At 36.0% G+C, this 24,668-nt stretch carries 18 protein-coding genes; 5 read left to right on the top strand and 13 right to left on the bottom strand.

Annotation, left to right across the window (positions count from 1 at the left end; genetic code table 11):
- Positions 1 to 450 precede the first annotated feature (450 nt).
- Entirely contained in the window at positions 451 to 1,188 is a 738-nt protein-coding gene (locus BMX09_RS07465; RefSeq protein WP_177159574.1) for a GntR family transcriptional regulator, read from the top strand.
- A gap of 71 nt (positions 1,189 to 1,259) precedes the next feature.
- Positions 1,260 to 2,414 (top strand): N-acetylglucosamine-6-phosphate deacetylase, encoded by a 1,155-nt coding sequence (nagA, locus tag BMX09_RS07460; RefSeq protein WP_089747321.1) that lies wholly within the window; start codon positions 1,260 to 1,262, stop codon positions 2,412 to 2,414.
- 290 nt (positions 2,415 to 2,704) lie between these two features.
- On the opposite strand, the gene BMX09_RS07455 is transcribed toward nagA, so the two are convergent.
- The 6 genes from BMX09_RS07455 to BMX09_RS07430 form a co-directional block, all read right to left on the bottom strand.
- The gene (locus tag BMX09_RS07455) at positions 2,705 to 7,321 is read right to left on the bottom strand and encodes a MucBP domain-containing protein (protein ID WP_089747319.1); all 4,617 of its coding nucleotides are present in this window, start codon (positions 7,319 to 7,321) and stop codon (positions 2,705 to 2,707) included.
- Positions 7,322 to 7,706: 385 nt separating this feature from the next.
- Positions 7,707 to 9,089, bottom strand: a complete 1,383-nt coding sequence (locus BMX09_RS07450) for a UDP-N-acetylmuramoyl-tripeptide--D-alanyl-D-alanine ligase (RefSeq protein ID WP_089747317.1) — start codon at positions 9,087 to 9,089, stop codon at positions 7,707 to 7,709.
- Positions 9,090 to 9,163: 74 nt separating this feature from the next.
- Positions 9,164 to 10,237, bottom strand: a complete 1,074-nt coding sequence (locus BMX09_RS07445) for a D-alanine--D-alanine ligase (RefSeq protein ID WP_089747315.1) — start codon at positions 10,235 to 10,237, stop codon at positions 9,164 to 9,166.
- A 96-nt stretch (positions 10,238 to 10,333) separates the two neighbouring features.
- Positions 10,334 to 11,110, bottom strand: a complete 777-nt coding sequence (locus BMX09_RS07440) for a hypothetical protein (protein WP_089747313.1) — start codon at positions 11,108 to 11,110, stop codon at positions 10,334 to 10,336.
- A gap of 237 nt (positions 11,111 to 11,347) precedes the next feature.
- The gene (gene htpX / locus BMX09_RS07435) at positions 11,348 to 12,250 is read right to left on the bottom strand and encodes a zinc metalloprotease HtpX (protein ID WP_089747311.1); all 903 of its coding nucleotides are present in this window, start codon (positions 12,248 to 12,250) and stop codon (positions 11,348 to 11,350) included.
- A gap of 100 nt (positions 12,251 to 12,350) precedes the next feature.
- Positions 12,351 to 12,908, bottom strand: coding sequence for a LemA family protein (locus BMX09_RS07430; protein WP_089747310.1), 558 nt, complete (start codon positions 12,906 to 12,908; stop codon positions 12,351 to 12,353).
- Between the two features lie 110 nt (positions 12,909 to 13,018).
- Between BMX09_RS07430 and BMX09_RS07425 the strand changes: the two genes are divergently transcribed.
- Positions 13,019 to 13,831, top strand: coding sequence for an SMI1/KNR4 family protein (locus BMX09_RS07425; RefSeq protein ID WP_177159573.1), 813 nt, complete (start codon positions 13,019 to 13,021; stop codon positions 13,829 to 13,831).
- Positions 13,832 to 13,977: 146 nt separating this feature from the next.
- On the opposite strand, the gene BMX09_RS07420 is transcribed toward BMX09_RS07425, so the two are convergent.
- From BMX09_RS07420 to rsmG, 7 genes are all read right to left on the bottom strand, one after another.
- Positions 13,978 to 15,588 (bottom strand): SpaH/EbpB family LPXTG-anchored major pilin, encoded by a 1,611-nt coding sequence (locus BMX09_RS07420; RefSeq protein WP_089747307.1) that lies wholly within the window; start codon positions 15,586 to 15,588, stop codon positions 13,978 to 13,980.
- A gap of 595 nt (positions 15,589 to 16,183) precedes the next feature.
- On the bottom strand, positions 16,184 to 16,918 hold the full coding sequence (locus BMX09_RS07415; protein WP_089747306.1) for an MIP/aquaporin family protein: 735 nt from the start codon (positions 16,916 to 16,918) through the stop codon (positions 16,184 to 16,186).
- 306 nt (positions 16,919 to 17,224) lie between these two features.
- On the bottom strand, positions 17,225 to 19,132 hold the full coding sequence (gene mnmG, locus BMX09_RS07410; RefSeq protein WP_089747304.1) for a tRNA uridine-5-carboxymethylaminomethyl(34) synthesis enzyme MnmG: 1,908 nt from the start codon (positions 19,130 to 19,132) through the stop codon (positions 17,225 to 17,227).
- A gap of 273 nt (positions 19,133 to 19,405) precedes the next feature.
- Positions 19,406 to 19,870, bottom strand: a complete 465-nt coding sequence (locus BMX09_RS07405) for an NUDIX hydrolase (RefSeq protein ID WP_089747302.1) — start codon at positions 19,868 to 19,870, stop codon at positions 19,406 to 19,408.
- A 12-nt stretch (positions 19,871 to 19,882) separates the two neighbouring features.
- Positions 19,883 to 21,271: a tRNA uridine-5-carboxymethylaminomethyl(34) synthesis GTPase MnmE gene (gene mnmE / locus BMX09_RS07400; protein ID WP_245711147.1), complete on the bottom strand. Its 1,389-nt coding sequence runs from the start codon at positions 21,269 to 21,271 to the stop codon at positions 19,883 to 19,885.
- Between the two features lie 150 nt (positions 21,272 to 21,421).
- Complete coding sequence (locus tag BMX09_RS07395) at positions 21,422 to 22,156, bottom strand: hypothetical protein (RefSeq protein WP_089747297.1); 735 nt, start codon at positions 22,154 to 22,156, stop codon at positions 21,422 to 21,424.
- Positions 22,157 to 22,171: 15 nt separating this feature from the next.
- On the bottom strand, positions 22,172 to 22,888 hold the full coding sequence (gene rsmG / locus BMX09_RS07390) for a 16S rRNA (guanine(527)-N(7))-methyltransferase RsmG (protein WP_089747293.1): 717 nt from the start codon (positions 22,886 to 22,888) through the stop codon (positions 22,172 to 22,174).
- A gap of 343 nt (positions 22,889 to 23,231) precedes the next feature.
- Between rsmG and BMX09_RS07385 the strand changes: the two genes are divergently transcribed.
- Both BMX09_RS07385 and BMX09_RS07380 read left to right on the top strand, forming a co-directional pair.
- Positions 23,232 to 23,615 (top strand): hypothetical protein, encoded by a 384-nt coding sequence (locus tag BMX09_RS07385; RefSeq protein ID WP_089747292.1) that lies wholly within the window; start codon positions 23,232 to 23,234, stop codon positions 23,613 to 23,615.
- 245 nt (positions 23,616 to 23,860) lie between these two features.
- The gene (locus tag BMX09_RS07380; RefSeq protein ID WP_089747290.1) at positions 23,861 to 24,397 is read left to right on the top strand and encodes a hypothetical protein; all 537 of its coding nucleotides are present in this window, start codon (positions 23,861 to 23,863) and stop codon (positions 24,395 to 24,397) included.
- Positions 24,398 to 24,668: the final 271 nt, after the last annotated feature.

Raw genomic sequence — 24,668 nt, 5'->3', positions numbered from 1 at the left:
ACTCTCAGTATTATGTTGTCAAAGAACAGATATTCTAATCTTGTTCTTTACAACATAATATTTTTTTATCGTCTAACTAAACACTAGACACTTACCACTAAATTCTACCGATTCAGACAACATTTTTTATATTATTTTTTAGACAAACAAATTCTATTCATTAAATAATAAAAAATATCGCAAAATTCTCACGAAATAACTGCTTTTTCCTCATTTGATATACATAAAGAAAATACCGTCAAATCAAGCTTTTAAACGCTATTAAAAATTCTTGAAAACGATTGACTTAATGCCTAATTCCCATTAAAATATAATTGTCTAATAACTGGTAATTACCAGTAGCACCAAATTGGTCTCTACAGCACTTGGTCTCCTAGCATCAAGTTGATCACTAGTGTTACTAATCATTACCAACACGCAAGTTTATCTTATAAAGAAAGGAGCCAAATAATGAATATTTCTGATCAGTCCCCGCTATACTCGCAATTAAGCATCAAGTTAATGGATTATATTACGAACCATGCCGAGACTCACCAGAAGATGTTTTCCGAGCGTGAGATTTGCAGACGATATAATGTCAGTCGTACCACTGTTAGAACGGCACTAAAAGAATTAGAAGGCTTAGGCTATATCTACAAGCGACAAGGTAAAGGTACATTTGTGTCAAATCTATGGAAAGAACGCCAAGACCTTGCAAATAATTACAGCTTCACCAAGCAAATGCAAAGTATCGGCAAAGTTCCTAAAACACAATTACTCAAATTTGAAATATTACCAGCCGACACCTTAGTTGCCAAACAATTAGAAATCAATCTACAAGAAAAAATTATTCGTATGGAACGTTTACGAATTGCAGATAACGAAAAAATGATGGTTGAAACAACTTATCTACCGTATAAATTATTCCCGACTTTAACCGGTGAAGACGTCAAAAAACATCCTTTATATGATATCTTTTCACAAGATTTCAATCAAACTATTCGCTACTCTGATGAAACATTCTCCGCAAGCATTCTAAATCCACATGAAGCAGAAATTTTAGACGCTACAGAAGGAGATGCGTGTTTACGTTTGAAGCGTTCAACTTATAACAGTGAAAATCGTATCATCGAATTCACACTAAGCATCGCTCGTAGTGACCAATTCGTCTATAAAGTACGTCACTATATCCACGGCGAACAATCATAATGATGGCAATAACTTTTTGATAGGTTTTTTCAGTAAAAAGCCTAAATATATTTACAGAAAGAATGATTCCCATGACAACTTATATTTACGCAAAACAATTTTTCTATGAAGATGATGTTAAACCAACTGGCTATTTAGCCATCAATGAAGACGGGACTTTTGGCACATGGTCAGAAGACTTACCAGAAGATACCGCTACAATAATCGACTACCACAACTACAGCATTGCACCTGGTTTAGTTGATACTCATATCCACGGCTTTAAAGGACACGATGTAATGGATAATGATTTAGAAGGCTTAAAAGTAATTTCAGATGGACTACCATCTTGCGGTGTCACAACTTATTTACCAACAACTTTAACAGCACCATATGATTTATTAGGAGAAGTTTGCCAAACAGTTGGAGAAAATGCCGAAACAATTCCCGGCGCAAAAATTCGTGGTATTTTCTTAGAAGGACCATTTTTCTGTGAAGAACATAAGGGAGCGCAAAATCCAAAATATATGGGCGACCCTGAAATTGATGTGTTAGATGGTTGGCAAGAAAAAGCAAATGGCTGGATCAAAAAAATCGCTATTGCACCCGAACGTCTAGGAACTGTTGATTTCATTAAAGAAGCACGTAAAAGAGATGTCTTCGTTGCTTTAGGACACACTAACGCAACATATGACCAATGTAAAGCCGCTATCGAAGCGGGCGCTAACACTATCGTTCATACTTATAATGGTATGCGCGGTCTACATCACCGTGAACCAGGTGTTGTTGGTGCAGCTCTTAATATTAAAGATGTTTTTGATGAATTAATTTGCGATGGCCATCACGTTCATCCAGTATCAGCTCAAATCGTTATGGACTGCCACGGACGCGATAAAACTTGTCTTATCACAGACTGTATGCGTGCAGGTGGTATGGGTGAATGCCAATCAACATTAGGCGAATATGATGTTATCGTAAAAGATGGTGCAGCTCGTCTAGCACATAACGGTAGCCTTGCTGGAAGTATTTTAGAATTGATCCAAGGCGTACAAAACGTTATCAAATGGGGCATTGCAACTCCACTAGAAGCAATCAATATGGCTAGTTTAGTTGCCGCTCAATCAGTTGAAATCGATGATGTGTGTGGTCGCATCAAAGAAGGTTACGCAGCTGACTTCATCGTATTAGATGATGACTTCGAATTAATGGCTACTTACATTGACGGTAAAGCCTACTTCGAAAAATAATTACTTTGCCACCATCAAGAGTCCCCAATCACCATTCGGGGCTCTTTTTTATTGGGAAAATGCATGAGCAAAAATCCACATATGACTAGCCTACTCGACAAATAGCTAGTTCACAATATTTTTTCATCAGGAATTATCACCCCCTCCCCCTCACTATCTGCCAAAAAGAACTCCCAACACCACTGGCTAGACCCTCTCAAAAAACACTATCATCACAGCCAAATGCATCATAAACAAAAAGAGAGCCGCCTCCCTTTGATAGGAAACGTACTCTCTTTTGTTATAAACTTTTATTTTTTACCTTTAAATAATGCTACTAAACCTGATGTTACAAAAATACTTGCTGCTACAAAATAACTTAATAGCGATTGTGCACTCATTTTTGGTAAATATCCTTTTGGTTTATCTTGTGATACTAATGGTTCTTTTACTTCTTTGTAAACATACGTTACTTCGGTTGTGCCTTCAACAACTTTTCCTGTTTCGTTACCAGTTGTTTTATCTGGTACTAATTCGTAAGTTTTTCCATCGTCAGTTGTGATGGTTGTTGGTTTGTTGTTGGTTGTATCGTAATCTGTTCCTGTTGATGATAGTTCTGTATCTGTTACGTCAACTTTAATTGTGTTGCCTTCTTCATCTACATAGTGAACGACTACATCACCTTTCACTTCTTTGTAAACATATGTTACTTCGGTTGTGCCTTCAACAACTTTTCCTGTTTCGTTACCAGTTGTTTTATCTGGTACTAATTCGTAAGTTTTACCATCTTCAGTTGTGATGGTTGTTGGTTTGTTGTCGGTTGTATCATAGTCTGTTCCTGTTGATGTTAGTTCTGTATCTGTTACGTCAACTTTAATTGTGTCGCCTTTTTCATCTACATAATGAACGATTACATCACCTTTTACCTCTTTATATTGGTATTTAATAACTTGTTCTTCTTTGGCAACTGTACCAGTTGTTGCTGCTGAACCATCTTTCAGTGTTGGTTCACCTTCTACTTCAACCAATACATATGTTTTACCATCTGCATCTGTTAATTTAGTTGGCGCTTGATCTGAATATGCTTCACCAGTTGGTGTTCCTTCTGGTTTTACAACTTTAATTGTTTCACCATTTTCCCCTGGTAATTTTGTATCTGTTCCTTCGATATAGTATTCAGCTGTTACACTACCGACTACTAATTTATAAACATATGTTACTTCAGTTGTGCCTTCAACAACTTTGCCTTGTTCGTTACCAGTTGTTTTTTCTGGTACTAATTCGTAAGTTTTTCCATCTTCAGTTGTAATTGTTTCTGGCTTGTTGTCGGTTGTATCGTACGGTGTTCCTGTTGATGTTTCTGCTGTGTCCTCAACTTGCGGTTTGATTACATTGCCTTCTTCATCTTCATAATGAACGATTACATCACCTTTTACTTCTTCGTAAACATATGTTACTTCGGTTGTGCCTTCAACAACTTTACCTGCTTCTTCACCTTTTGTTTTATCTGGTACTAACTTGTAAGTTTTACCCTCTTCAGTTGTGATGGTTGTTGGTTTGTTGTCGGTTGTATCATACGGTGTTCCTGTTGATGTTGTTGGTGTATCTGTTACGTCAACTTTAATTTTTTCACCTTTTTCATTTACATAATGAACGATTACATTACCTTTTACCTCTTTGTATTGGTATTTAATAACTTGTTCTTCTTTGGCAACTGTACCAGTTGTTGCTGCTGAACCATCTTTTAATGTTGGTTCACCTTCTACTTCAACCAATACATATGTTTTACCATCTGCATCTGTTAATCTCTTAGGAACAGCTTGATCTGAATAGGCTTTACCTATTAAATCGTCCGTCACAACTTTTTCTGTTGCTCCGTCTGGTAATGGTAATTTTGTATTGGTTCCTTCGATATAGTATTCAGCTGTTACACTACTAGATGCTTCAACATATACTCCGACACGTTGCGGTTCAATTGGTAATAAGCCATTTGTTGTCATTGCAAATGAATTCCACGCTGCACGTTCTTTACCTTCTGTATTTACATCTAATAATTCATTAGATAATTCTGTAGGTGCTTGCATTTTGAAATTCAATGTAATATCTTGTCCTGGAATCATCACTGTTCCTGGTTTTAATTCAATTTTGAAGCTATGGATACTTGACCAATCCTCACCAACTTGTGCGGCTGTTTGCCACGCCGGATCAGCTGCATCTGTTGGGTTAGTAATTTCCTCTACTTCTGTTGGATAGTCTACTTTAGTTAAAACTGTTTCACGACTTGGATTTGTTTCTGTACTGTAGAAAATTTCAACTTTATCCGCCCATTTTTCTGGTACTGTAATAGCTCCAGTTAATGTCGGCGTAAATTTACTACCACGAGCGACATTATCTAAAACAGTCTTGTCATCAACTGATGGTAAAATATCAATAAAACCTAATTTAGTAATATTCTCTTTTGTTGTATTGGTCATTGTGATACGATAATCAATTTCGCCACCTAAACTAGCTTTTCCTAAGTAGCTGTAATCTGTATCTAAATCACCTTTTACTAATTTAATCGTTTGTAAGTCTTTTTTACTCATTAATACATAAGTACGTTTTAATTTTACTCGATCTTCATCTGTTATCGTATCTTTATCCATATCTTCCTTATCTTTTTCTACTGCGATATGTTGGAAACCTTCATCTGTTGGTACAGTAATCTGTTCACTTTCCGCTAAAACATATCCCACTAAATCCAAGTGATATGAAGCATCTTTCGTAACTTCCACACCAAATTCAAAAGTTAATACCTCTGTTGGATTAACACGATCTCTATCCCATTGAACTTGAACTAATTGTCGTCCAGTATTATTGTAATTATCAACCACTGTATACTTCGCTTCTTGTTTTAAAATTTGACCTGAGCGATTATAAAAATAATATTCCTCTTTTGCATCATCTTTCTTAATGTGTACCCCTTTAGGTAATAAGATATTCCCAATAACTGGTCCTTTTACAACTGAAGCAGAAGCAGCCAGATTTTTCACCATAAAGTTAACACGATTATCGCCGACTTTTACTAAACTACCATCTTTTTCAGTAAAATTAACATCTGATATAATTGTTGGTTTAGATTTTTCTTCCTGAACAATTGTTACATGACGAGAGCCGATAGTTGCAGCTGAACCACGACCACCTTCTGTACGAGTAATTTTTTGACCATCATATAATACAACATCATATGATACTGTTGCAGTTGCTTGCCCTTTAGAGCCAGGTACAATACCATATCTTGGTTGCACTAACACTGATGTACGCCCATCTATCATTTGACCATTGAGCGGTTTTAGAGAAATAGTATATTTTGATACCTTTTCATTTTCACTTAACCCTAATTTTTCACGATTATAGTAAACAGTTTGGTAGGTAGGTCTTCTATCTTCTGCTAATTCATCAAAATTTACTTTTATTGTTTTCTTAGTACCATTATCTAGTTCAACAATAATATTCATCTCATAATCGTTTGGATAGACTTCTGCTGGATCGTTACAATACTCTAAAACAGGCTTATTAATCTGCACACTATCAAATGTTAACTTTTCATCAAGTGTATAATTCATATTAATTTCTTGATAACCTTTTTCTAAAATAGTCAAGACATTATTTTTCCAATCAAAATCGTCCCCATTTTTATCTGTAATATGTTCATCTGAATCATTTTGGTTAGGCTCATTTGTTCCAGGCATTGGGTGATATTGATTATAAAAAGATAATTGAGCTGTATCTATTACTGTTGGATTAGCATCTAAATGGTTCCAATCAAAATTATAACCACCATTACCATCTTTTGGTCCATAAAATATCGGATATAATATCGATCCATTAACTTGTGATGAATCTCTTCCTTCAGAAGAAACAACCACTGCTGGTTTATTAGACTCTGTGGTTTTTTGTGTATCTTCTTTAGCCGTAACAGTTGCCGTTACCATATTAGGAATCTCAGTATATTCCGTAATACCTTCTTTTACTTTTGTGATTAGTGTAAATTCACGAACAAATAATGATTTGCCCTCAGCTAATAATTTTAGTTGTTCATCACGAGTTTTAGTTGGAAATGAGAAGCTTACAGTTTGGCCATTTGGGTTGACTGTCATATCTTCTCCTTGTGCACTTACATAACTTAAATTATCATTTAAAATATCTTCAACTATTACAGGCTCGCCATCTTTAATTAATGACATCCCTACTTCTGTTGTTGGCACTTCCACGCGAACAGACCACTGAACATTATCGCCAGATTTCGCAGCAATAACACCTTCTTTAATCTTACCATCTTCATCTAAAACTCCATCAAAAGATTTCGTAGCAGCAATTGGTAGTTGTGCTTTAATCTTTGTCTTTGCTTCAGTCGATGCTAGTTCTTCTTCGCCCGCTGCAAACTTAGCTGATAAAGCCATTTCGGTATTATTGGGTGTAACCCCGTTTTTAGTATCTAATTTTAGAAATAATCTTGCACTTGTTCCGGCACGTAAGCTAGAAAATGCATATATTAATTGATGGTTATCTGCATCATAAGTTGGAACTATTTCAACCTTTTGGCCATCTTTATCCAAACTTGCAATTGCTAATGTTTTAAGATAAGCTTCATCACTTGGCATTGAATAAAATGTTGTATCTTCTGGTAATTGAATAACTATTTCACGCTTTTTGGCAGTGTTTAGTTGTTCATTTACCTCTTCCATCGCTCCAGATACTTTAAAGTCCATCTGATAAACAGCACTCTCACCCGCATAAATTTTTGGTGCTAAACTATTTAACGATAATTGAATATTCATTGGTTGTACTGCTTCGGCATACACTAACGACGCACTAGGTACAACTGCATTGCAGGTTAACATCATTAACATCAATCCGTTTCCTGCTTTATTAATCTTTTTTCTCATATTTTTCTCCTTTCATATAAATACATCTCACATTAATGATACATAAATTGTTACATTTTTGCAAAGAAATTATAATTTTTCCGATACTACTATCTATAGATATGACTAAAGCGTTCACTTAATTGATATTTTTTATAAAATGTGTATAAAAAAACACCCGCTTTGTGTACGGATGCTTTTTTATCGTTTAAATTTCATCATTTTTAGTCATAGTTACTGATTTATTTTGATGATAATTATCATTGATTCCTCACCATATATGACGTTTAGTTTTTTCGTTATTCTTTTCGCTAGCTACTACTTCCTGCTAGCTATTCATCATTCGCCAGCCAGTTACTTGTTCCAACTGGATGTTCCTGACGTTTTTTCGTTTTTATTTCGCTTTTTATTCCGCTGTTAAGGCCGCCACAACTTTTAATAATCCTGTACCATTACTTGATTTCACAACTAGGATATCTTCTGGGGCTACTTGTTCTTCTAAGTCTTTAATTAATTGCGCCATATCATCTTGGTAGTAGTGGATCTGTTCTGGGGCGAACTCTCCTGCTAAGGCATCTTTCAAGGCTGACATCTCTTCACCGTACAAATACACATCCGAGAAATCCTCACTTGATAAGGCAACTGATACTCCAGCGTGCATTGCTTTTGAGTCGACACCTAATTCCAACATATCACCTAGAACTGCCATACGACGACCTGCGCCACTCGGAACATCTTTGAATGACGTTAGAACGGCTTTCATGGCAGCTGGACTTGCATTATAGGAATCATTTAAAATGCGACAACCCTTAATGCCTTCTACCCATTGGCTACGATTGGCTGTTAATGAGAAGTTCGCCAAAGCTTCAACCGCACTAGCTACATCAACTCCCGCTGCTAACCCGACTTGTAAGGCAGCTAAAGCATTTTGAATATTATACGTTCCTAAGACTGGAATCTGACAAGATACTTCTGGGAATTGCGCTAGATTGAAAGTTGAGTGATCAGCAAATGTCATCACATCCACACAAGTTAGATCTGCCTCCCCATCCGTTCCAAATGTTACCGTACGCACACCTTCAACGCCACCTGATAATTCATTATGTAATAAAGGCTCATTAATTGGATAAATTAACATCCCTTCACCATTCATGCCAGCTAAGATTTCCATTTTAGCTTTAGCAATCCCTTGTCGACTACCTAAGTTTTCCATATGTGATTCGCCAATCATGGTAATTACGGCAATTTCAGGGTGGGCTAATCTACTTAAAAATTCAATCTCACCGAATTCGCTCATACCCATTTCTAAGACGACTGCTTCAGTATCTTTTGGCATTTCTAAAATTGTTTGTGGCAAACCAATCTCATTATTATAATTCCCCTGTGTTTTGTGGACTTTATATTTTGCGCCCAACACAGCAGCAGTCATATCTTTAGTAGTTGTCTTACCTGAACTTCCTGTCACACCGACGACTAATGGATTTACTTTTTCTAAATACCACTTAGCTAAATCTTGCATCGCCTGTAATGGATCATCTACCCAAATCGTGCAAATACCTTCCGGAGCAGCTTCTTTTTTAGCCCATAAAGTAGCGATAGCCCCATTCTCGATGGCTTGATTAATATAATTGTGGCCATCCGTTTGACCGACTAATGGTACGAATAATCCTCCCGGTTGAATACGTCTAGCATCAAATGCCACTGAAGTTACTTCTTCAAAACGATGCGCTGATTGATAGTCAATCGCTTTTACCGCCTTTACCACTTCTGCAATAGTTCCAATTGTCATAATAGATTCCCCTATCTTTTTAGTGTATAAGAAAAGGCAAACAAGACGGTCGTTCATCTTCTTTGCCTACTTGTTTATCTTTCGTGTTTTTCGTTATAGCGTTTTAGTGCTAATTGAATTAATTCTTCTACTAAGTTTTTGTAGTTAATTCCTGTTTCTGCCCATAATAATGGATACATACTAAATTCTGTAAATCCAGGCATTGTGTTGACTTCATTGATATAGATTTCATTTGATTCTGTTAAGAAGAAATCACAACGCGTTAAGCCAGCACCATCAATCGCTTTGAAAGCAGTCGCCGCATATTCACGTACCTTATGAGACACTTCTTCAGGAATCTCAGCTGGAATTTGTAATGTTACCGTATTGTTGACATATTTTTCGTTGTAATCATAGAAACCAACTTCCTTCACAACTTCACCGACAACTGATGTATTAACATCATCATTGCCAAGAACACCACACTCAATCTCACGTGCATCAATTCCTTGTTCAACCACAATGCGGCGGTCATACTTCAGTGCTTCTTCAATCGCAGCCATTAACTCGTCACGATTATCCGCTTTAGAAATACCAACACTTGAACCCATATTGGCAGGCTTCACAAATACTGGATATAATAATGTTCCTTCAATACGGTTATAGATTGCTTCAGGATCTTCATTCCATTCAGTCTTAATAAATGGTACATATGGCACTTGCGGTAAACCTACTTGTTGGAATAACTGCTTACTCGCAATCTTATCCATCCCCGCAGCACTCGCTAATACACCACAGCCAACATATGGCATATCCAAGATTTCAAACATCCCTTGAATCGTACCATCTTCTCCATTTGGTCCATGAAGAATTGGGAAGACAACTGTATCTTCATCCTTAATCGAACATGGATTAATCATAACCCCTGTTGATTGTTCGCCTTCTTTAGTCGCAAAATGAGCTTCTGGCGCTTCTTCTAACTTCAAAGCATCCGCAAAAGCTACTGGCCCTGTCAAAGGTTCACCCTTCAACCAAGTACCCTCTTTTGTAATAAATACAGGTTGTACATCATAATATTCAAAATAAATCTCTTTAATAATTGAAAAAGCAGTCAGAATAGAAATATCATGTTCTGCACTTTTCCCTCCATAAACCACGACAATTTTCATAAATTGGTTCCTCCAACTAGTCTTTATAGTCTTTTATCTTTACTAGTATACCAAACGAGACACTTGCTATCAAGGTAACAATCAACTTCATTACTACTAGTAACGTAATAATTCATCTTTACGCTCTTCATCAACCATAATTTGCCATTCCTTTGTTGCTGTATCATAGCTCACAAAACCTACCTGACAATCCATCTGTTGCAAATGATTGGTATTGTAGAATTGATCCTCAGATAATAAAATCGGAAGCTGATAAGTTGTTCCAATTTTATTAGCTTGATCAAGTGCCACCAATATCCCCTCACGCACCACTAATGATAAATTCTCCAAATCCGTTAAAGGTAATCTTTCCACCTTTTCACGACGACTTCTAAAAAAGAAACGTGGCTTTGAATTATCTACCACCCGTTGCATGGCTTCTTCTAAAGCATGCGCTAATAATGTATAAAAATAATGCACATCACGATAATACACCTTAGTAAAATCATCCTCCATACTTAAATAAATATAATTATTTTGTAATTTATAAAAGAATGGTGAATGCAAATGCTTATTAGCATGCGATACATATAATAGCTCTGAAACTTCTTGAGCCGATAACTGATGTAGGAAATCAATCGATTCAAAATCAATCCAATCCACCGCTAACTCTTCCTTCATCACATAATCTAAAAACTGACGAATATTTTCCTCACCTGTAATATAAGAAAAACCAGTGTAATCATCATACTTTGCTAAAGGTGACTTGCCCTTCAATAATAAAATATTCTTCGGAATTAAGATTGGCGGAACAGTTCGGACAGAAAAAGGGATACTACTACTTAAAATGTGGTTGCTAACGCTATCATAATGAATATACATACTTTTTTTCATGGTATCCCTCCTTTCTCTTATTTTTATCGTAATTATCCTCATTACGTACCATTATACTCGCATTTCATTATTTTTTATACATTTGTTTGATGTTATTACTGTTACAATTTTACAACTTTTTTACTAGTTTGTAATATAAAATAAAATAAATTATATATTTCTTTACCAAAGCTTCCATCTACTACATATTATGATAAAAAAAGAAGCCACTAGGAATTAAGTAACTTCTAATCTATCCTACATAGCTTCTAAGCGTTTAATACGATTTACCGTTGAGGGATGAGTCGCAAATAAAGAATCACGCTCGTCTTCATTTTTCTTAAAGGGATTGGCAATATATAAAGCAGCACTTTGCGGGTCAGCATTCTTCATCGCAGGCGCACCTGAAATCTTCTCCAAAGCCGAAATCAAACCATGCGGATTACGGGTGAACTCTACCGCCGTCGCATCTGCTAAATACTCACGATTACGAGATAAAGCCATCTGCATCATGGTCGACATCAAAGGTCCTAAAATAATCGCAAACAAAGCTAAGACCATTAAGATAATATCCATCACACTACCCTCATTATCATCATTCGAGCGACGACGCCCACCACCAAACCACATCATACGAGTTGAGAATTGCACTAGAAATGCAATCACCGCCCCCATCGCAATCGCAACTGTCTGCAGTCTCACATCATAATTACGAATATGACCGAACTCATGGGCAATAACACCTTCTAATTCTTCACGATTCAAACGCTCTAATAAACCAGTCGTCACCGCAACCGCAGCCTTCTCGGGTGAATTCCCTGTCGCAAAAGCATTTGGAGAAGGATCTTTAATCACAAAGACACGTGGCATCGGAACTTGCGCCACCATCGACATATCCTCCACAATATTCCACAACATCGGGAATTGGTCTTTACTAGTAATCTCTGTCGCATGATTCAACCTCATCACCACATTGGTACCATTCGCCAACATCATCACCGTATACATGACACCCGCCACCACAGCAATCACCATACCTGATACCGCATTATTATACGAATACTCACCTAAAGCCGCACCAATCACTAAGAATAAAAGTAAATAGACCGCCACAACTACGACAGTCTTACGTTTATTGGCACTAATTTGTTGATATAACATCTACCATCCACCTTCTTTTTTAGTCTATAAAATAAAGAAATCTAACAGGAATCTAGTAGCACTAAATCGTACCGCCAAATCCCAATTAGATTTACTATTTTTAAAATTTAACACTTGGAACTTCACGAGCCGCTTCAGGTGTTTCCAATAATTTTTCTTCTTGGAAGCCAGCCATTTTGGCAACTAGATTCGTTGGAATTGTTTGCACTTTAATATTGTATTTGGCAACTGTTGAATTGAACAATTGACGAGAATAGGCAATTTTGTTTTCCGTGTTGGTTAATTCTTCTTGTAAATTTAAGAAGTTGGTATTTGCTTTTAAGTCTGGATATGATTCTGATAAAGCAAAGATTGTTTTTAATGCGCCTGATAATTGATTTGATACTTCCATTGTTTCTTCTGGAGTAGCTGTTCCGCTCATGTCAGTTAATTTGTTACGCATTTCGATGACTTTTGTTAATGTGTCTTGTTCGTGTTTAGCATAGCCTTTTACCGTTTCGACTAAGTTTGGAATTAAGTCATTACGACGTTGCAATTGCACATCGATTTGTGACCAAGCTTCCTTCACCCAGTTTTTCAAACGAATTAAGTCATTATAGGCAGCAATTCCCCATACGACAATCATGACGATAAGTGCTAAAATAATCCATTTTGTCATTTTTCTTCTCCCCTTTAGCTATCTTTAGCCATTCATATTTATACACTTTTATTATATACTGAATACATTAGATAGTCCATCATACTAAAGATGGAGATTGGAGGAAAATCGTGATACAAGACTCATTATATAAAGGAACCACACAATTAACAATCGACCCAGAAACACTTATTCACACCAAGTATAAAATCAAGCACCTACCAAAAAGCTACCGCGACTTCTTACAAACACATGGCGCTGGCTACTTAGAAAAAACAGAAATCAACACCATCGAACCAACCCGTGACGGACTAGATTATGTCTTACTCCACGGAATATACGGCTGGCAGAAAAATGACGAAAGCACCATTTTAGACGAAAAGTTCCACCCTGAAAAAACAGGCTTACCAGAATATTTCCTCATCTTCTATTATGAAGACCAACGTTACTTCGCCTTCGATTATGCCAATTGCCAAGTAGACAAGGCTGGAAGATTAGTCGAACCATGCGAACCACAAATCCGTTATATCGACCAAGAAACCGATCAGTGGTTAGTGCTTGCCGACAACTTCCAAGACTTACTCGAACAACTCCACCCAACGGAAATGTTCATCGGCGACTACGACTATTATCGCCACGCATCCAAAGATTACATTCGCCAACAATTAGGCGCCTTAACAACGAGCAGTGATGCCCAAGAATTATTCGAAGCACTAACCGAAAATATTGACGAACTCGAACTAATCAATTGGCTAGCATGGTGGATCAAAAAAGACGACCCAACCATCTCCCCCATCGCCAGCGAAACACTCGAATTCCAACTCGACTTCCGCAGCGGCGCCCTACAAAATAAAGCCATCAAACAAGTCGTCAGAAACTTACAAAAAAACACAACACTTACAACTTCACTAAATGAACTCATCGAAGAATACTTAAATGACTAATAATGAATAGACCAAAAAAACCATGGAAAATGAGAAGTTCATCATCCATGGTTTTTTTGGTGGGGATATTCATCTATCAAAGCGTAAAAAAGACCCTAGCTAAGCTAGAGTCTTTAGTGAATCTTCAATTAAGAATGGTAAATTGATTACGCTTCTTGTCTTTTCATTGCTACGAAAGCGCCGCCCATTAAAGCGATACCTGCGATAACGAAGATTGCAGTACCAATACCACCTGTTTGTGGGATTGAGATTTTTTTGTTGATAACACGTAAAGCATCAGGTGTTTCATCTGCATCTTCTAAGTTCCAGTCAATATCAACTGCAACTGTTGTATAAGTATCTGGTCCTACTTCAAATTCAATAGTTCCTGTTAATTTAGCAAATCCTTCAGGTGCAACTGTTTCTTCTAAATAGTAAGTTCCTTTTTCTAAACCTTTGATTTCGAACAAACCACCGTTTGCAGAAGTTAATTTGTAAGCTTCATCTACATTTGTAGTTGTACCATATTTTTTGCCATCAAATGTTAAGTATTCTCCAGCTTCATTTTTAACTGCGAATTCAGCACCATCTAAACGGTGATCTGTATCTGTTCCAGCACTATCAGTTTTTACGAATTTTTTACCGTAAGTGATTACTTTTGGTTCAGTTGGGTTTAATTCTTTAGTTACATCAGGGTTGTTACCATATTCAAATTTGATATCATTTTCGTCTGCTTTATCAACAATAGCATCTTCGTTTACTGTTGCAGAATATTTAAAACGAATTTCAAATCCGTTTGTTTTAGCAGCTTCTTTAGCAGCTTCTGCTTTAACTTTTTCTAAACCAGTTTGTGTAAAGACTACTTTAAATCCACGATCAGTCACTTCTTCTAATGTATAATCAGTATCTTTTGTAAATTTAATACTTCCATCTTTAGAAGTAATAACAACATCTTGGTTATATGTTAAACCAGCTGTCATTGTATCTTGCCATTTTAATACTTCATATTTAGCGTTATAAGGGATATATGTTAAAACATCATATTTTACAACATCACCAATATTACGTGAGATTGTCCCTTTTGCTTTATCATAGTTAGGATATTGAGCACCTTTACCAGGGTTAACAATATCTTCTGCTCTTCCAAAAATATTAGTTAAATCTTCATCTTCAGCGAAGTTCTTATCAATTTTAGGAATATCTTTAGTATTTTTTGGATATAAGTGAATAGTTTCTTGAACACCTTTATCATTTACTAAAGGTAACGTTAATTTGATTGGTGCTGTGTTAACGTGAGAACTTGTTAAAGTTTCACCGTTAGGACCTACATATGTTGATTTTTTTAAATTTTCAACAATTTTATATTCAGTAGGTACATCTTGTGGTAAGTTAGTTGTATTTAACTCAAGACCATTAGCAGTTGTTAAACCACCTAAAACAGTTCCTTTTGCTTCAGCTTCTTCTAAAGTTGCACCTAAAGCATTACCATTTGCATCGATAAATTGTCCATCTGCATTTTGAACTGCAAAGTAAACACCTGCTAATTCTTCTAAAGTTGTTCCTGTAGCTAAGCCTTGTAATCCTTCAAAATCTTGTGTTGCATCATAACCTTCTGGAGTTGTCCATTGATCTAATGCCTTTTGATCTTGCATTAATACTTTGTGAACCCATACCGTATTAGTTTTTGTTGCCGCGGCAAATGCCATGTTTGGTAATATCATGCCTAGTGTCATAATTGCTGTCATAAACACTGATAAAAATTTTGTAAATTTCTTCATTTTTATTTCTCCTTTTCTTGCAATTAATATAATTGCTTTTTTATTTTTTGAATTGCATACTTCCTATAAAAATAGGATGTAATACTTACCTCACTTTCTATTATACTTAAATTAAATTTATTTTCAACACATTTTGGTCATTTTCTTAATATTTTTTTACAAAAACTTTACTGAAATGTTTCAAAAATAATTTATCCACTGTTTTTTTGCCATTTTATTACTTTTTTTAATTGTTTTTAATGATTTTTTACCATGATTATCATAATGTATTTTTTACGAAGCGACACATTATAGACATTTTTTAAAGTGTCTTCTTTTTTGTTTTTTATTTCTACTTATTAACAAGGGATTTTTATTGTATAATTTCAATATTTAACTTAGTTTATTTTTTCTAACGTTTCTTTCTTATGCTTATTTTTTCATTTTTGCTTCTTTACTTATTCGCTTTAAACTAAAATATATTAAAATTATTTCTAATTTATGTCTAGTGTATATGATTTTTATACTTTTTAGCATATTTTGTACTCATTTGTTTCCCGCTAATTTTTGGACACAAAAAAAGAGCAGCTCAATAGCTACTCTCTAATAATGGTTATTACATAAATAAGTTTGAATAAGCTCCCACTGCCATAATCCCTGCAATAATTGGTGCTAAGCCAGCTGCTACAAATCCATATTTCCAGTTTGGATCTACTTTATTTTTGATTGGTAGAACTGTATATAATAAACGTGGCCCTAAATCTCTAGCTGGGTTTAAGCCTGGTCCAGTTGGTCCGCCTAATGAAGCTACTAAAGCCATTACTAATAATCCTAAAGCTAAGTGAGCTGCACCAGGATTAGATGTAAATAACGGAGACTGTGTAATTCCTAACGCTCCAAAAAATAATACAAATGAACCAAAAAATTCATTGATAAATCCATTTTGAACAGAATTAGCAGCATTCGTTGTTGAAAAAGTACCGAAAATATTACCAGCATTTGCTGTCTTTTCATAATAAGGCTTATGTGTGATATATACAACTAATTGACCTAAAATAGCGCCAGTAAATTGTGCTAAAATATAAGGAATAACTTCACCCCACGGAAACATACCACTTGCAGCTAATCCGATTGTGAAAGCTGGGTTGATATGATTACCACTAATGCCACCAAAAATCATCGCCGGCATCATTACTGCAAAACCATACCCCATTGCAATCAAATTCCAGTTCCCTTTTCCTGCCTTTGTTCCATCCAACTCGACATTTGCGACAGCACCATTACCAATAATAATTAATAAAGCTGTTGCAATTACTTCTGCGAATAAACGCGTTACTAATGAATAATCCATATTTTCTCCTTTTTGTTGCTATTTTTTTACCTTATATAAGATGACTTTAAAATATTCTTAAGAATAAGTAAAGTCATCTGCTTATAGCATCTGTTTTTTTATGGATATTTCACAGTGTTGGTCTAGCTTATTTTCATCATATTTCTGATTAAATTAGCAAGCTTTATATTTATATTCGATTAGTTAACTAATTTTCAATAAATGATACCATTTGAAAATAATTTGGTATTTTTCAGTATAAGAAAAAATGAAAAGCGACTACCAACTCAGTAATCACTTTTCATTTCTGTTTCATATGATTATACTTTATGCTTTTTCGCTTGGTTGTACTTTAGCGATTTTACCTTGTTCGATATAGACCATTAAGATTGAGATATCAGCAGGGTTTACACCACTAACTCGACTCGCTTGAGCAATTGTTTGTGGTTGAATTAATTTCAAGCGTTGACGAGCTTCTGTTGCCAAGCCATTAATCGCATCGTAGTCAATATTTTCTGGGATGCGTTTTGCTTCCATGCGTTTTTGTTTATCCACTTTATCTTGCGCTTTTGAGATATAACCGGCATATTTGATTGAGATTTCAACTTGTTCGATAATCTCTCTATCTAATGCTTCTGCTGGTGGGAAAAATTCTACTAAGTCACTATAGCGCAATTCTGGTCGTTTTAATAAGTCAATAAATAAAATACCATCCTTTAATGGAGCAGAGTTTTTAGATGCTAGGAATGCTTGGACTTCTTCGGTTGGTTTGAAGCGTAATGAAGACATGCGTTCGATTTCTTTAGCAACTCGTTCTTTTTTCGATAAGTAGCGTTGGTAACGGTCTTCATCTACTAAGCCTAATTCATGACCTTTTTCTGTTAAACGTAAATCCGCATTGTCATGGCGTAATAATAGACGGTATTCTGCACGAGATGTTAATAGACGGTATGGTTCAGTTGTTCCTTTTGTTACTAAGTCATCTACTAAAACACCGATATAAGCATCACTACGACCCAAAATGAAAGGTTCTTCACCACGGATTTTGCGTACGGCATTGATTCCGGCATATAATCCTTGTCCGGCTGCTTCTTCATATCCTGAAGTACCATTCATTTGTCCTGCAGTAAATAAGTTTTCAATTATTTTTGTTTCGAAAGTTGCTTTTAATTGGTGCGGCACAACAACATCATACTCGATAGCATAACCGGTACGCATCATTTCTGCATTTTCTAGTCCTTCGACGCTGCGAATCATTTGAATTTGTACCTCTTCTGGTAATGATGTTGATAGTCCTTGGATATAGACTTCATCAGTATATTCGCCTTCTGGTTCTAAGAAGATTTGGTGACGAGGTTTGTCGCTGAAACGAACCACTTTATCTTCAATTGATGGACAGTATCTTGCACCGACCCCTTCAACAATACCGGTAAACATTGGTGCACGGTGTAAATTAGCACGAATCACTTCATGGGTTAATTCATTTGAGTAAGTTAACCAACATGGAATTTGGTTTTGACGGTAATCTTCTAAATTAGACATAAAGCTGAATAAATTAGCCATTTCATCCCCTGGTTGGATTTCTGTTTTTGAGTAATCGATTGTTGATCCTAAGATGCGTGGCGGAGTACCTGTTTTAAAACGAGCTAATTCAAAACCTAAATCGATTAAGTTTTCTGATAGTTTAATGGATGGTTGTGAATTGTTTGGACCTGATGAATATTTTAATTCACCGATAATGATTTTACCACGTGATGAAGTTCCGGCTGTTAGGACAACGGCTTTGGCACTATATTTAGCACCTGAATTTGTAATAACACCACGACATACACCATCTTCAACGACTAATTCCTCAACGATTCCTTGACGTAAATCTAAGTTTTCTTGGCGTTCGATAGTTTTCTTCATTTCTTGTGCATAGGCTTGTTTGTCAGCTTGCGCACGTAAAGCACGAACAGCTGGACCTTTACCAGTATTCAGCATACGCATTTGGATATAAGTCTTGTCGATATTACGACCCATTTCGCCACCTAAAGCATCAATCTCACGGACAACAACACCTTTTGCTGGTCCACCAACTGATGGATTACATGGCATGAACGCCACCATATCTAAGTTCAATGTTAATAATAATGTCTTAGCACCCATACGAGCACTTGCTAGAGCGGCCTCACTACCCGCATGACCGGCACCAACAACAATTACATCATATTCTCCTGCATTATATGTTTGCATATTTTTTCCCCTTTTATCTGTTAAATTATTTTTTCTTCTATATAATAGTAGTTTTGTTAATTAAATTTGGTTCGGAGCGCTAATTCAGTTTGGAGTGCGTCTCCTGTTTTGAAGCGCTAATCTTGTTTGAATTGCGATTTCCGTTTTGGAGCACTAATTTGGTTTGGAATGTGATTTCCGTTTTGAAGCGCTAATTTGGTTTGAAACTCCAATTTAGTTTGAAGCTCATTTCCTAATGTTTAGCGCAATTACAATCTAAAGTGCATCCGCCATTTAATAGAACACCACCGAATGATCCAGTAGCTCCATATCTTGATAGATAAACTTCGCCGAGAAGAATGGCTTATCCGTTAAGATCCACTCCAAAAAGATTAAGTCACCTTCCCAAGTCGGCAAATCCATTACTTTTTGATATGGCACCCACGCTAAAGTTCCTTCCGGGCAATCAATCAACTCCCCCGAAAATTTGGTAACGTGAAAGACATAAGTATACCAATCATTATCCGGCGTGAATTCAGGAAAAGTAATCATCCCACGCATTCGTAATTCGTGAGCGTGTAGACCAGTCTCCTCAAAAATCTCACGAACTGCACATTCTTCCGGTGTCTCACCAGCTTCCAACTTACCGCCAACGCTAATCCATTTACCTTCATGAACATCATTAGGCTTTTTATTGCGATGCAGCATTAGTAATTCTTCTCCATTGTCGATATAACAAATCGTTGCTAATTTCGCCAAAGTTTGCGCCTCCTATTTACCTAGACAGAATTGACTGAATAATTGCGTTAATAATTCATCTTGCACGCTGTCACCAGTAATTTCACCTAGTAAATCCCAAGCACGTGTGAAGTCGATTTGGATTAAATCAACTGGCATACCTGATTCGATCCCCATTAAGACTTCTTGTAAAGCCTGGTCTGCTTTTTCTAATAAAGCAATATGACGAGTATTCGATAAGTAAGTTGCATCACGATCACCCATTTGCCCTTGGAAGAAATAATCAGCAATCGTTTGTTCTAATTGATCGATACCTGATTTTTCTAACATTGATGTTTTAATGATTTCTTCTGTTGGAACTAATGAAGCTAATTCATCCATATCTAGCTTTGTTTCAAGGTCACATTTATTTAAAATAACGACACGTTTGAAATCTTTGGTTAACTCGATTAATTCACGGTCGCCATCCGTTAAAGCTTCACTTTGATTTAATAATAATAAGACAAAATCCGCATCTTGAATCGCTTGACGACTACGCTCAACCCCAATTCGCTCAACAGTATCATCCGTATCACGAATTCCGGCAGTATCAATTAATTTCAGCGGCACGCCACGCACATTAACATATTCTTCAATCGTATCACGAGTTGTCCCAGCAATATCGGTAACAATCGCTTTTTCTTCACGTAATAAGACATTTAGTAAGCTAGATTTACCAACATTTGGACGACCAACAATCGCCGTCTGCAAACCTTCACGTAAGATTTTACCTTGTTGAGCTGTTGATAATAATTGTTGAATCTGTTGTGAAACGTATTTTGTCTTCTCTTCTAATAAAGCTAAAGTCATCTCTTCAACATCATCATATTCAGGATAATCGATATTCACCTCAACTTGCGCTAAAGTATTCAAAATTTCCTGACGTAAGCTGCGGATCAAATTCGATAAATCTCCGTCTAATTGCTTCATCGCCATATTCATTGAACGATCTGTCTTAGCACGAATTAAATCCATCACCGCTTCGGCTTGCGATAAATCAATACGCCCATTTAAAAAAGCACGCTTGGTAAATTCACCCGGCTCAGCCAAACGAGCACCCGTACGTAAAACTAATTGCAACACACGGTTAACCGCTAAAATCCCACCATGACAATTAATCTCCACAACATCTTCTCTCGTAAAAGTTTTAGGCGCGCGCATCACACTCACCATAACCTCATCTAATTGCGCATCAGTTTTCGGATCAACAATATGACCATAATGAATCGTATGCGTATCTTGCGTTGATAATTTCTTCTTACCTAATTTGTAAACTTGATCGGCAATCTTCAATGCATCCGGACCACTCAAACGTACAATCCCAATCGCCCCTTCGCCTGGTGCTGTCGAAATCGCGGCAATCGTATCGAATTCTGTTTCCACTATATTCACTTCTTTCTTTTCATTATTATTTTTAAATTTACATACAAAAAAAGTGCACACTCCACCCCTTTTAAAAGTAGGCGGATCGCACTTTGACTGCATCCATTAATATTCATTGCTATTATACACGAAATAATGAGATTTTAATAGTTAAATCTTTGGTTGATAGATAGTTTTTTTGGTAACAAGATTACTCCCACGATTATATTCATCATCCATCGCCCATTGATACTGTCCTGGCAACATATACGTCTTGCCATTACGCATATCCAAACCAATCGACACCAAGACATCATTCACCCAAAAGACACAATTCTTCTTAAAGGCATGATACGCTTGATAGCGAGGATCAGTAAACTTAAACATCTCAACATCCGTATCCTGGTGCATCACAATCGAAAACGGATCTAATTGATGACCAAGCGGATACGTATCATCAGGATGCCACGGAACTAAGGTTTGATCATTTTCAGCTAAAGTCTTTCGCAAAGCCTTGTGTTGCTCCGGCGACAAATCAAAACCATAAACAAATAACGTCTTCTTCATATAATTATGACAAAAATCAATATACGTTTCACGTGAAACTTTCATCAAGACCCCCTCGCCAAGAACACCCCAACGTCTTTCAGTAGTCGCATCGTAATTCCCATATGAATACACTGTCCCCTGATAACAAATATCCACATGACCCAATACACCTGCCCCACGTTCAGAAACATGGACAAACACTTCCAAATCAGATGCCTTATTCGGATTAAAAGTTGGATAATGCTTAATCCCCTTTTGCTTCACATTTTGCAAAATAATCCGTGGACGAATCGCCTTAACACGATATGGTGACTTCGACAATAATTCCCAAACTGAATCCTTAAACTTATTATCCATCGAAAGTTCACCGCCTTATAAAGGTTTTTTAAGTGGCGTACCTGGTTTACGAGGATATTTTTTCGGAGTTTCTTTTAATTTATGAATTTGTAAAATATGACGAGTACCACCATTTTCAGGTAATTCAAAAGCAAAGTCCTCTTCTAATTTACCACCAAGAGTAGCAATCGCTTTTTTAGCTTCGACCGTTTCTTCTGGAGTGTGTGCTGCTTTCAATGCCATAAAGTAACCTGTTTTCTTCACTAATGGTAAACAGAACTCACTTAACACACTTAACTTCGCAACCGCACGAGCCGTCACGATATCATATGATTCACGGAATTCCTTATTTTGACCGAAAGTTTCCGCACGATCATGATACGCACGCACATTCTCTAAACCTAATTCTTGAATTAAAGTATTTAAGAAAGTAATACGTTTGTTTAATGAATCAACAATGGTAACGTCTAATTCAGGGAAGACAATTTTCAGTGGAATTGACGGGAAACCTGCCCCCGCCCCTACATCGCATAAAGTTTTTTTAGTTGTTAGGTCGTGGTAAAAACCTAAAGTGATTGAATCGTAGAAATGTTTTAAGTAGACTTCATCACGTTCAGTAATCGCTGTTAAGTTCATTTTCTCGTTCCATTCAACTAACAAACGGTGGTAATCTTCAAATTGTTTCTTTTGTACGTCAGATAAGACAATTTCGTGCTTTTCTTCTAATAATTGGTAAAATTCTTCTGGTGTCATGTAATAAATCGCTCCTTTTTTAGTTAGGGATATTATACCATAAATAAAGGAAGTATGAAAAAAAGATAGTGTGGGATGGTGTGCGGGTGGCGGGAAGCAGGTAGGAGAAAACCAGCAATAAAAGGAAATGTTAGTGGCAATATAAAAGTAACCACCACAAAAATGCGGTGACTAAAAAATGATATCCAAAACTACATGACGATAAAACTTGGACTATCATTCAAAACTCATTTGAACTACTACTCTACAACTAGATTATACTACTTTACTAAAATAATTCAAATTCTTAATTTGTATTTTATCATAAATAGCCATACAATACATATATAAGGAGGCTACTACGATGAACACTGACAACTTAACTTACGATGCGAACGGCATGCCTTATACGCCTGATGGTAAAAAAATTATCAAAATACAATTAGAGATTTTAGATGGCCCTATTTGGTTTACTGATCCGGCAACTCTTGGACCTGACACAGAAATTGACTTTATTGATAATGATCCGATTTTAATTAAGTACAATAGATTGTGCAATCAAATGTTCGCTCATTATTACGAATGCAATTCACATGAGCAAGCTTGTTGGTTTAATGAACAACAAGAAAAAGCTGACAAGGAAATTATGTTAGAATATATTACAATCATTATCAATCGTTTAAATGAACTCAATGATGGTTCATACATTATTGATGATTGCGAAACTGAACGATTAAACTCTTTATAACTTTACTTCCCGCAGTAGGTATTCCCGTTGCGGATTTTTTATTTCTATAATTTATGACATCCCCTTCCCTTTTCCTCCCACTTATTCATTCTTCTATCTGATTGTTATTCCCCACAAAAATCGCTACAATATAGCCATAACCAGTCTGTTCGAGATAAGTAGTTATACGGCTGATTACCTTACTAATAACCGATAAGTTAAGCTGAATTTTTAGATAATTTTTTAATAGAAACGAGGTGAATAACTTGCCAAAGAATGAACTAGCAGAAGTTTATTTTTACAATTATGATAATTTCAATGTGGCCAAATTAGCACTTGATCAAAATGATTTTTGGGTAGCTTTATTATTTAATGAAGAGGCACAAATTTCATCGATTGATTTTTTCCGTAAGTCAAATGATTTATCGATTGTGACTGATACGCCTTATTTAGAATTTTATCAATTTTTGATTGATCAAAATAAGATTGATTGTGACAAATACCAGGGATTCTTTAATCGCTTATCTACCATTACTTCTTTTAATGATCTGTTTAAATTCTTACAAGATCAAACATTAATCGCAACACTCTTTTTGAAGAATGAAGATGAGTTCTATGTTTGCCAAATTAATTTTATGTCGATTGATACAATTGCGGTGTCTGCTTTTGACTATTATGATTTTTGTTTTAAAGGCTTATTATCCTTCAAAAAAGATGATATTGAGCGTATTTCATTAGAGTTAAAGCATAGTCATTTAATGGAGTTTTTAGAAGCACAAGAGCAAAAGCAGCCAACTTCTTAATTCGTGCCATGTGTTTTCATAAAAATAACCGACCCCATTTTTCTTGGAGTCGGTTATTTATTGGCTCTTTGTCAAATAGGGTTGATGGAGTGGAAATAGAGATCATACAGTATTATCTGTATGATTTCTTTTTTTACTTTTTTATTGTATATATCCATCATTAAAAAAATTTAGTGCTCAAGTGAGTACAGTTCCTATAATTATCAGCTGAGTGTAGTAATGCATGTTTTTTGTTGTTTTAATTGCATAAATAGTTATTATGTTACGATAT

The sequence above is a fragment of the Granulicatella balaenopterae genome (assembly GCF_900111135.1).
GTDB lineage: Bacteria > Bacillota > Bacilli > Lactobacillales > Aerococcaceae > Granulicatella > Granulicatella balaenopterae.
Note: the sequence above shows the minus strand (reverse complement) of the source record. Positions and strands in the feature narration are given on the sequence as shown.

Excerpts from the sequence above, each read along its gene's own strand:
- BMX09_RS07395 (WP_089747297.1), bottom strand. The coding sequence starts at position 22,156 with ATGGATAATAAGTTTAAGGATTCAGTTTGGGAATTATTGTCGAAGTCA.
- BMX09_RS07415 (WP_089747306.1), bottom strand. The coding sequence starts at position 16,918 with ATGGATTATTCATTAGTAACGCGTTTATTCGCAGAAGTAATTGCAACA.
- mnmG (WP_089747304.1), bottom strand. The coding sequence starts at position 19,132 with ATGCAAACATATAATGCAGGAGAATATGATGTAATTGTTGTTGGTGCC.
- nagA (WP_089747321.1), top strand. The coding sequence starts at position 1,260 with ATGACAACTTATATTTACGCAAAACAATTTTTCTATGAAGATGATGTT.
- BMX09_RS07450 (WP_089747317.1), bottom strand. The coding sequence starts at position 9,089 with ATGACAATTGGAACTATTGCAGAAGTGGTAAAGGCGGTAAAAGCGATT.
- BMX09_RS07445 (WP_089747315.1), bottom strand. The coding sequence starts at position 10,237 with ATGAAAATTGTCGTGGTTTATGGAGGGAAAAGTGCAGAACATGATATT.
- BMX09_RS07430 (WP_089747310.1), bottom strand. The coding sequence starts at position 12,908 with ATGACAAAATGGATTATTTTAGCACTTATCGTCATGATTGTCGTATGG.
- BMX09_RS07465 (WP_177159574.1), top strand. The coding sequence starts at position 451 with ATGAATATTTCTGATCAGTCCCCGCTATACTCGCAATTAAGCATCAAG.
- BMX09_RS07440 (WP_089747313.1), bottom strand. The coding sequence starts at position 11,110 with ATGAAAAAAAGTATGTATATTCATTATGATAGCGTTAGCAACCACATT.
- BMX09_RS07455 (WP_089747319.1), bottom strand. The coding sequence starts at position 7,321 with ATGAGAAAAAAGATTAATAAAGCAGGAAACGGATTGATGTTAATGATG.
- htpX (WP_089747311.1), bottom strand. The coding sequence starts at position 12,250 with ATGTTATATCAACAAATTAGTGCCAATAAACGTAAGACTGTCGTAGTT.
- rsmG (WP_089747293.1), bottom strand. The coding sequence starts at position 22,888 with ATGACACCAGAAGAATTTTACCAATTATTAGAAGAAAAGCACGAAATT.
- BMX09_RS07385 (WP_089747292.1), top strand. The coding sequence starts at position 23,232 with ATGAACACTGACAACTTAACTTACGATGCGAACGGCATGCCTTATACG.
- BMX09_RS07420 (WP_089747307.1), bottom strand. The coding sequence starts at position 15,588 with ATGAAGAAATTTACAAAATTTTTATCAGTGTTTATGACAGCAATTATG.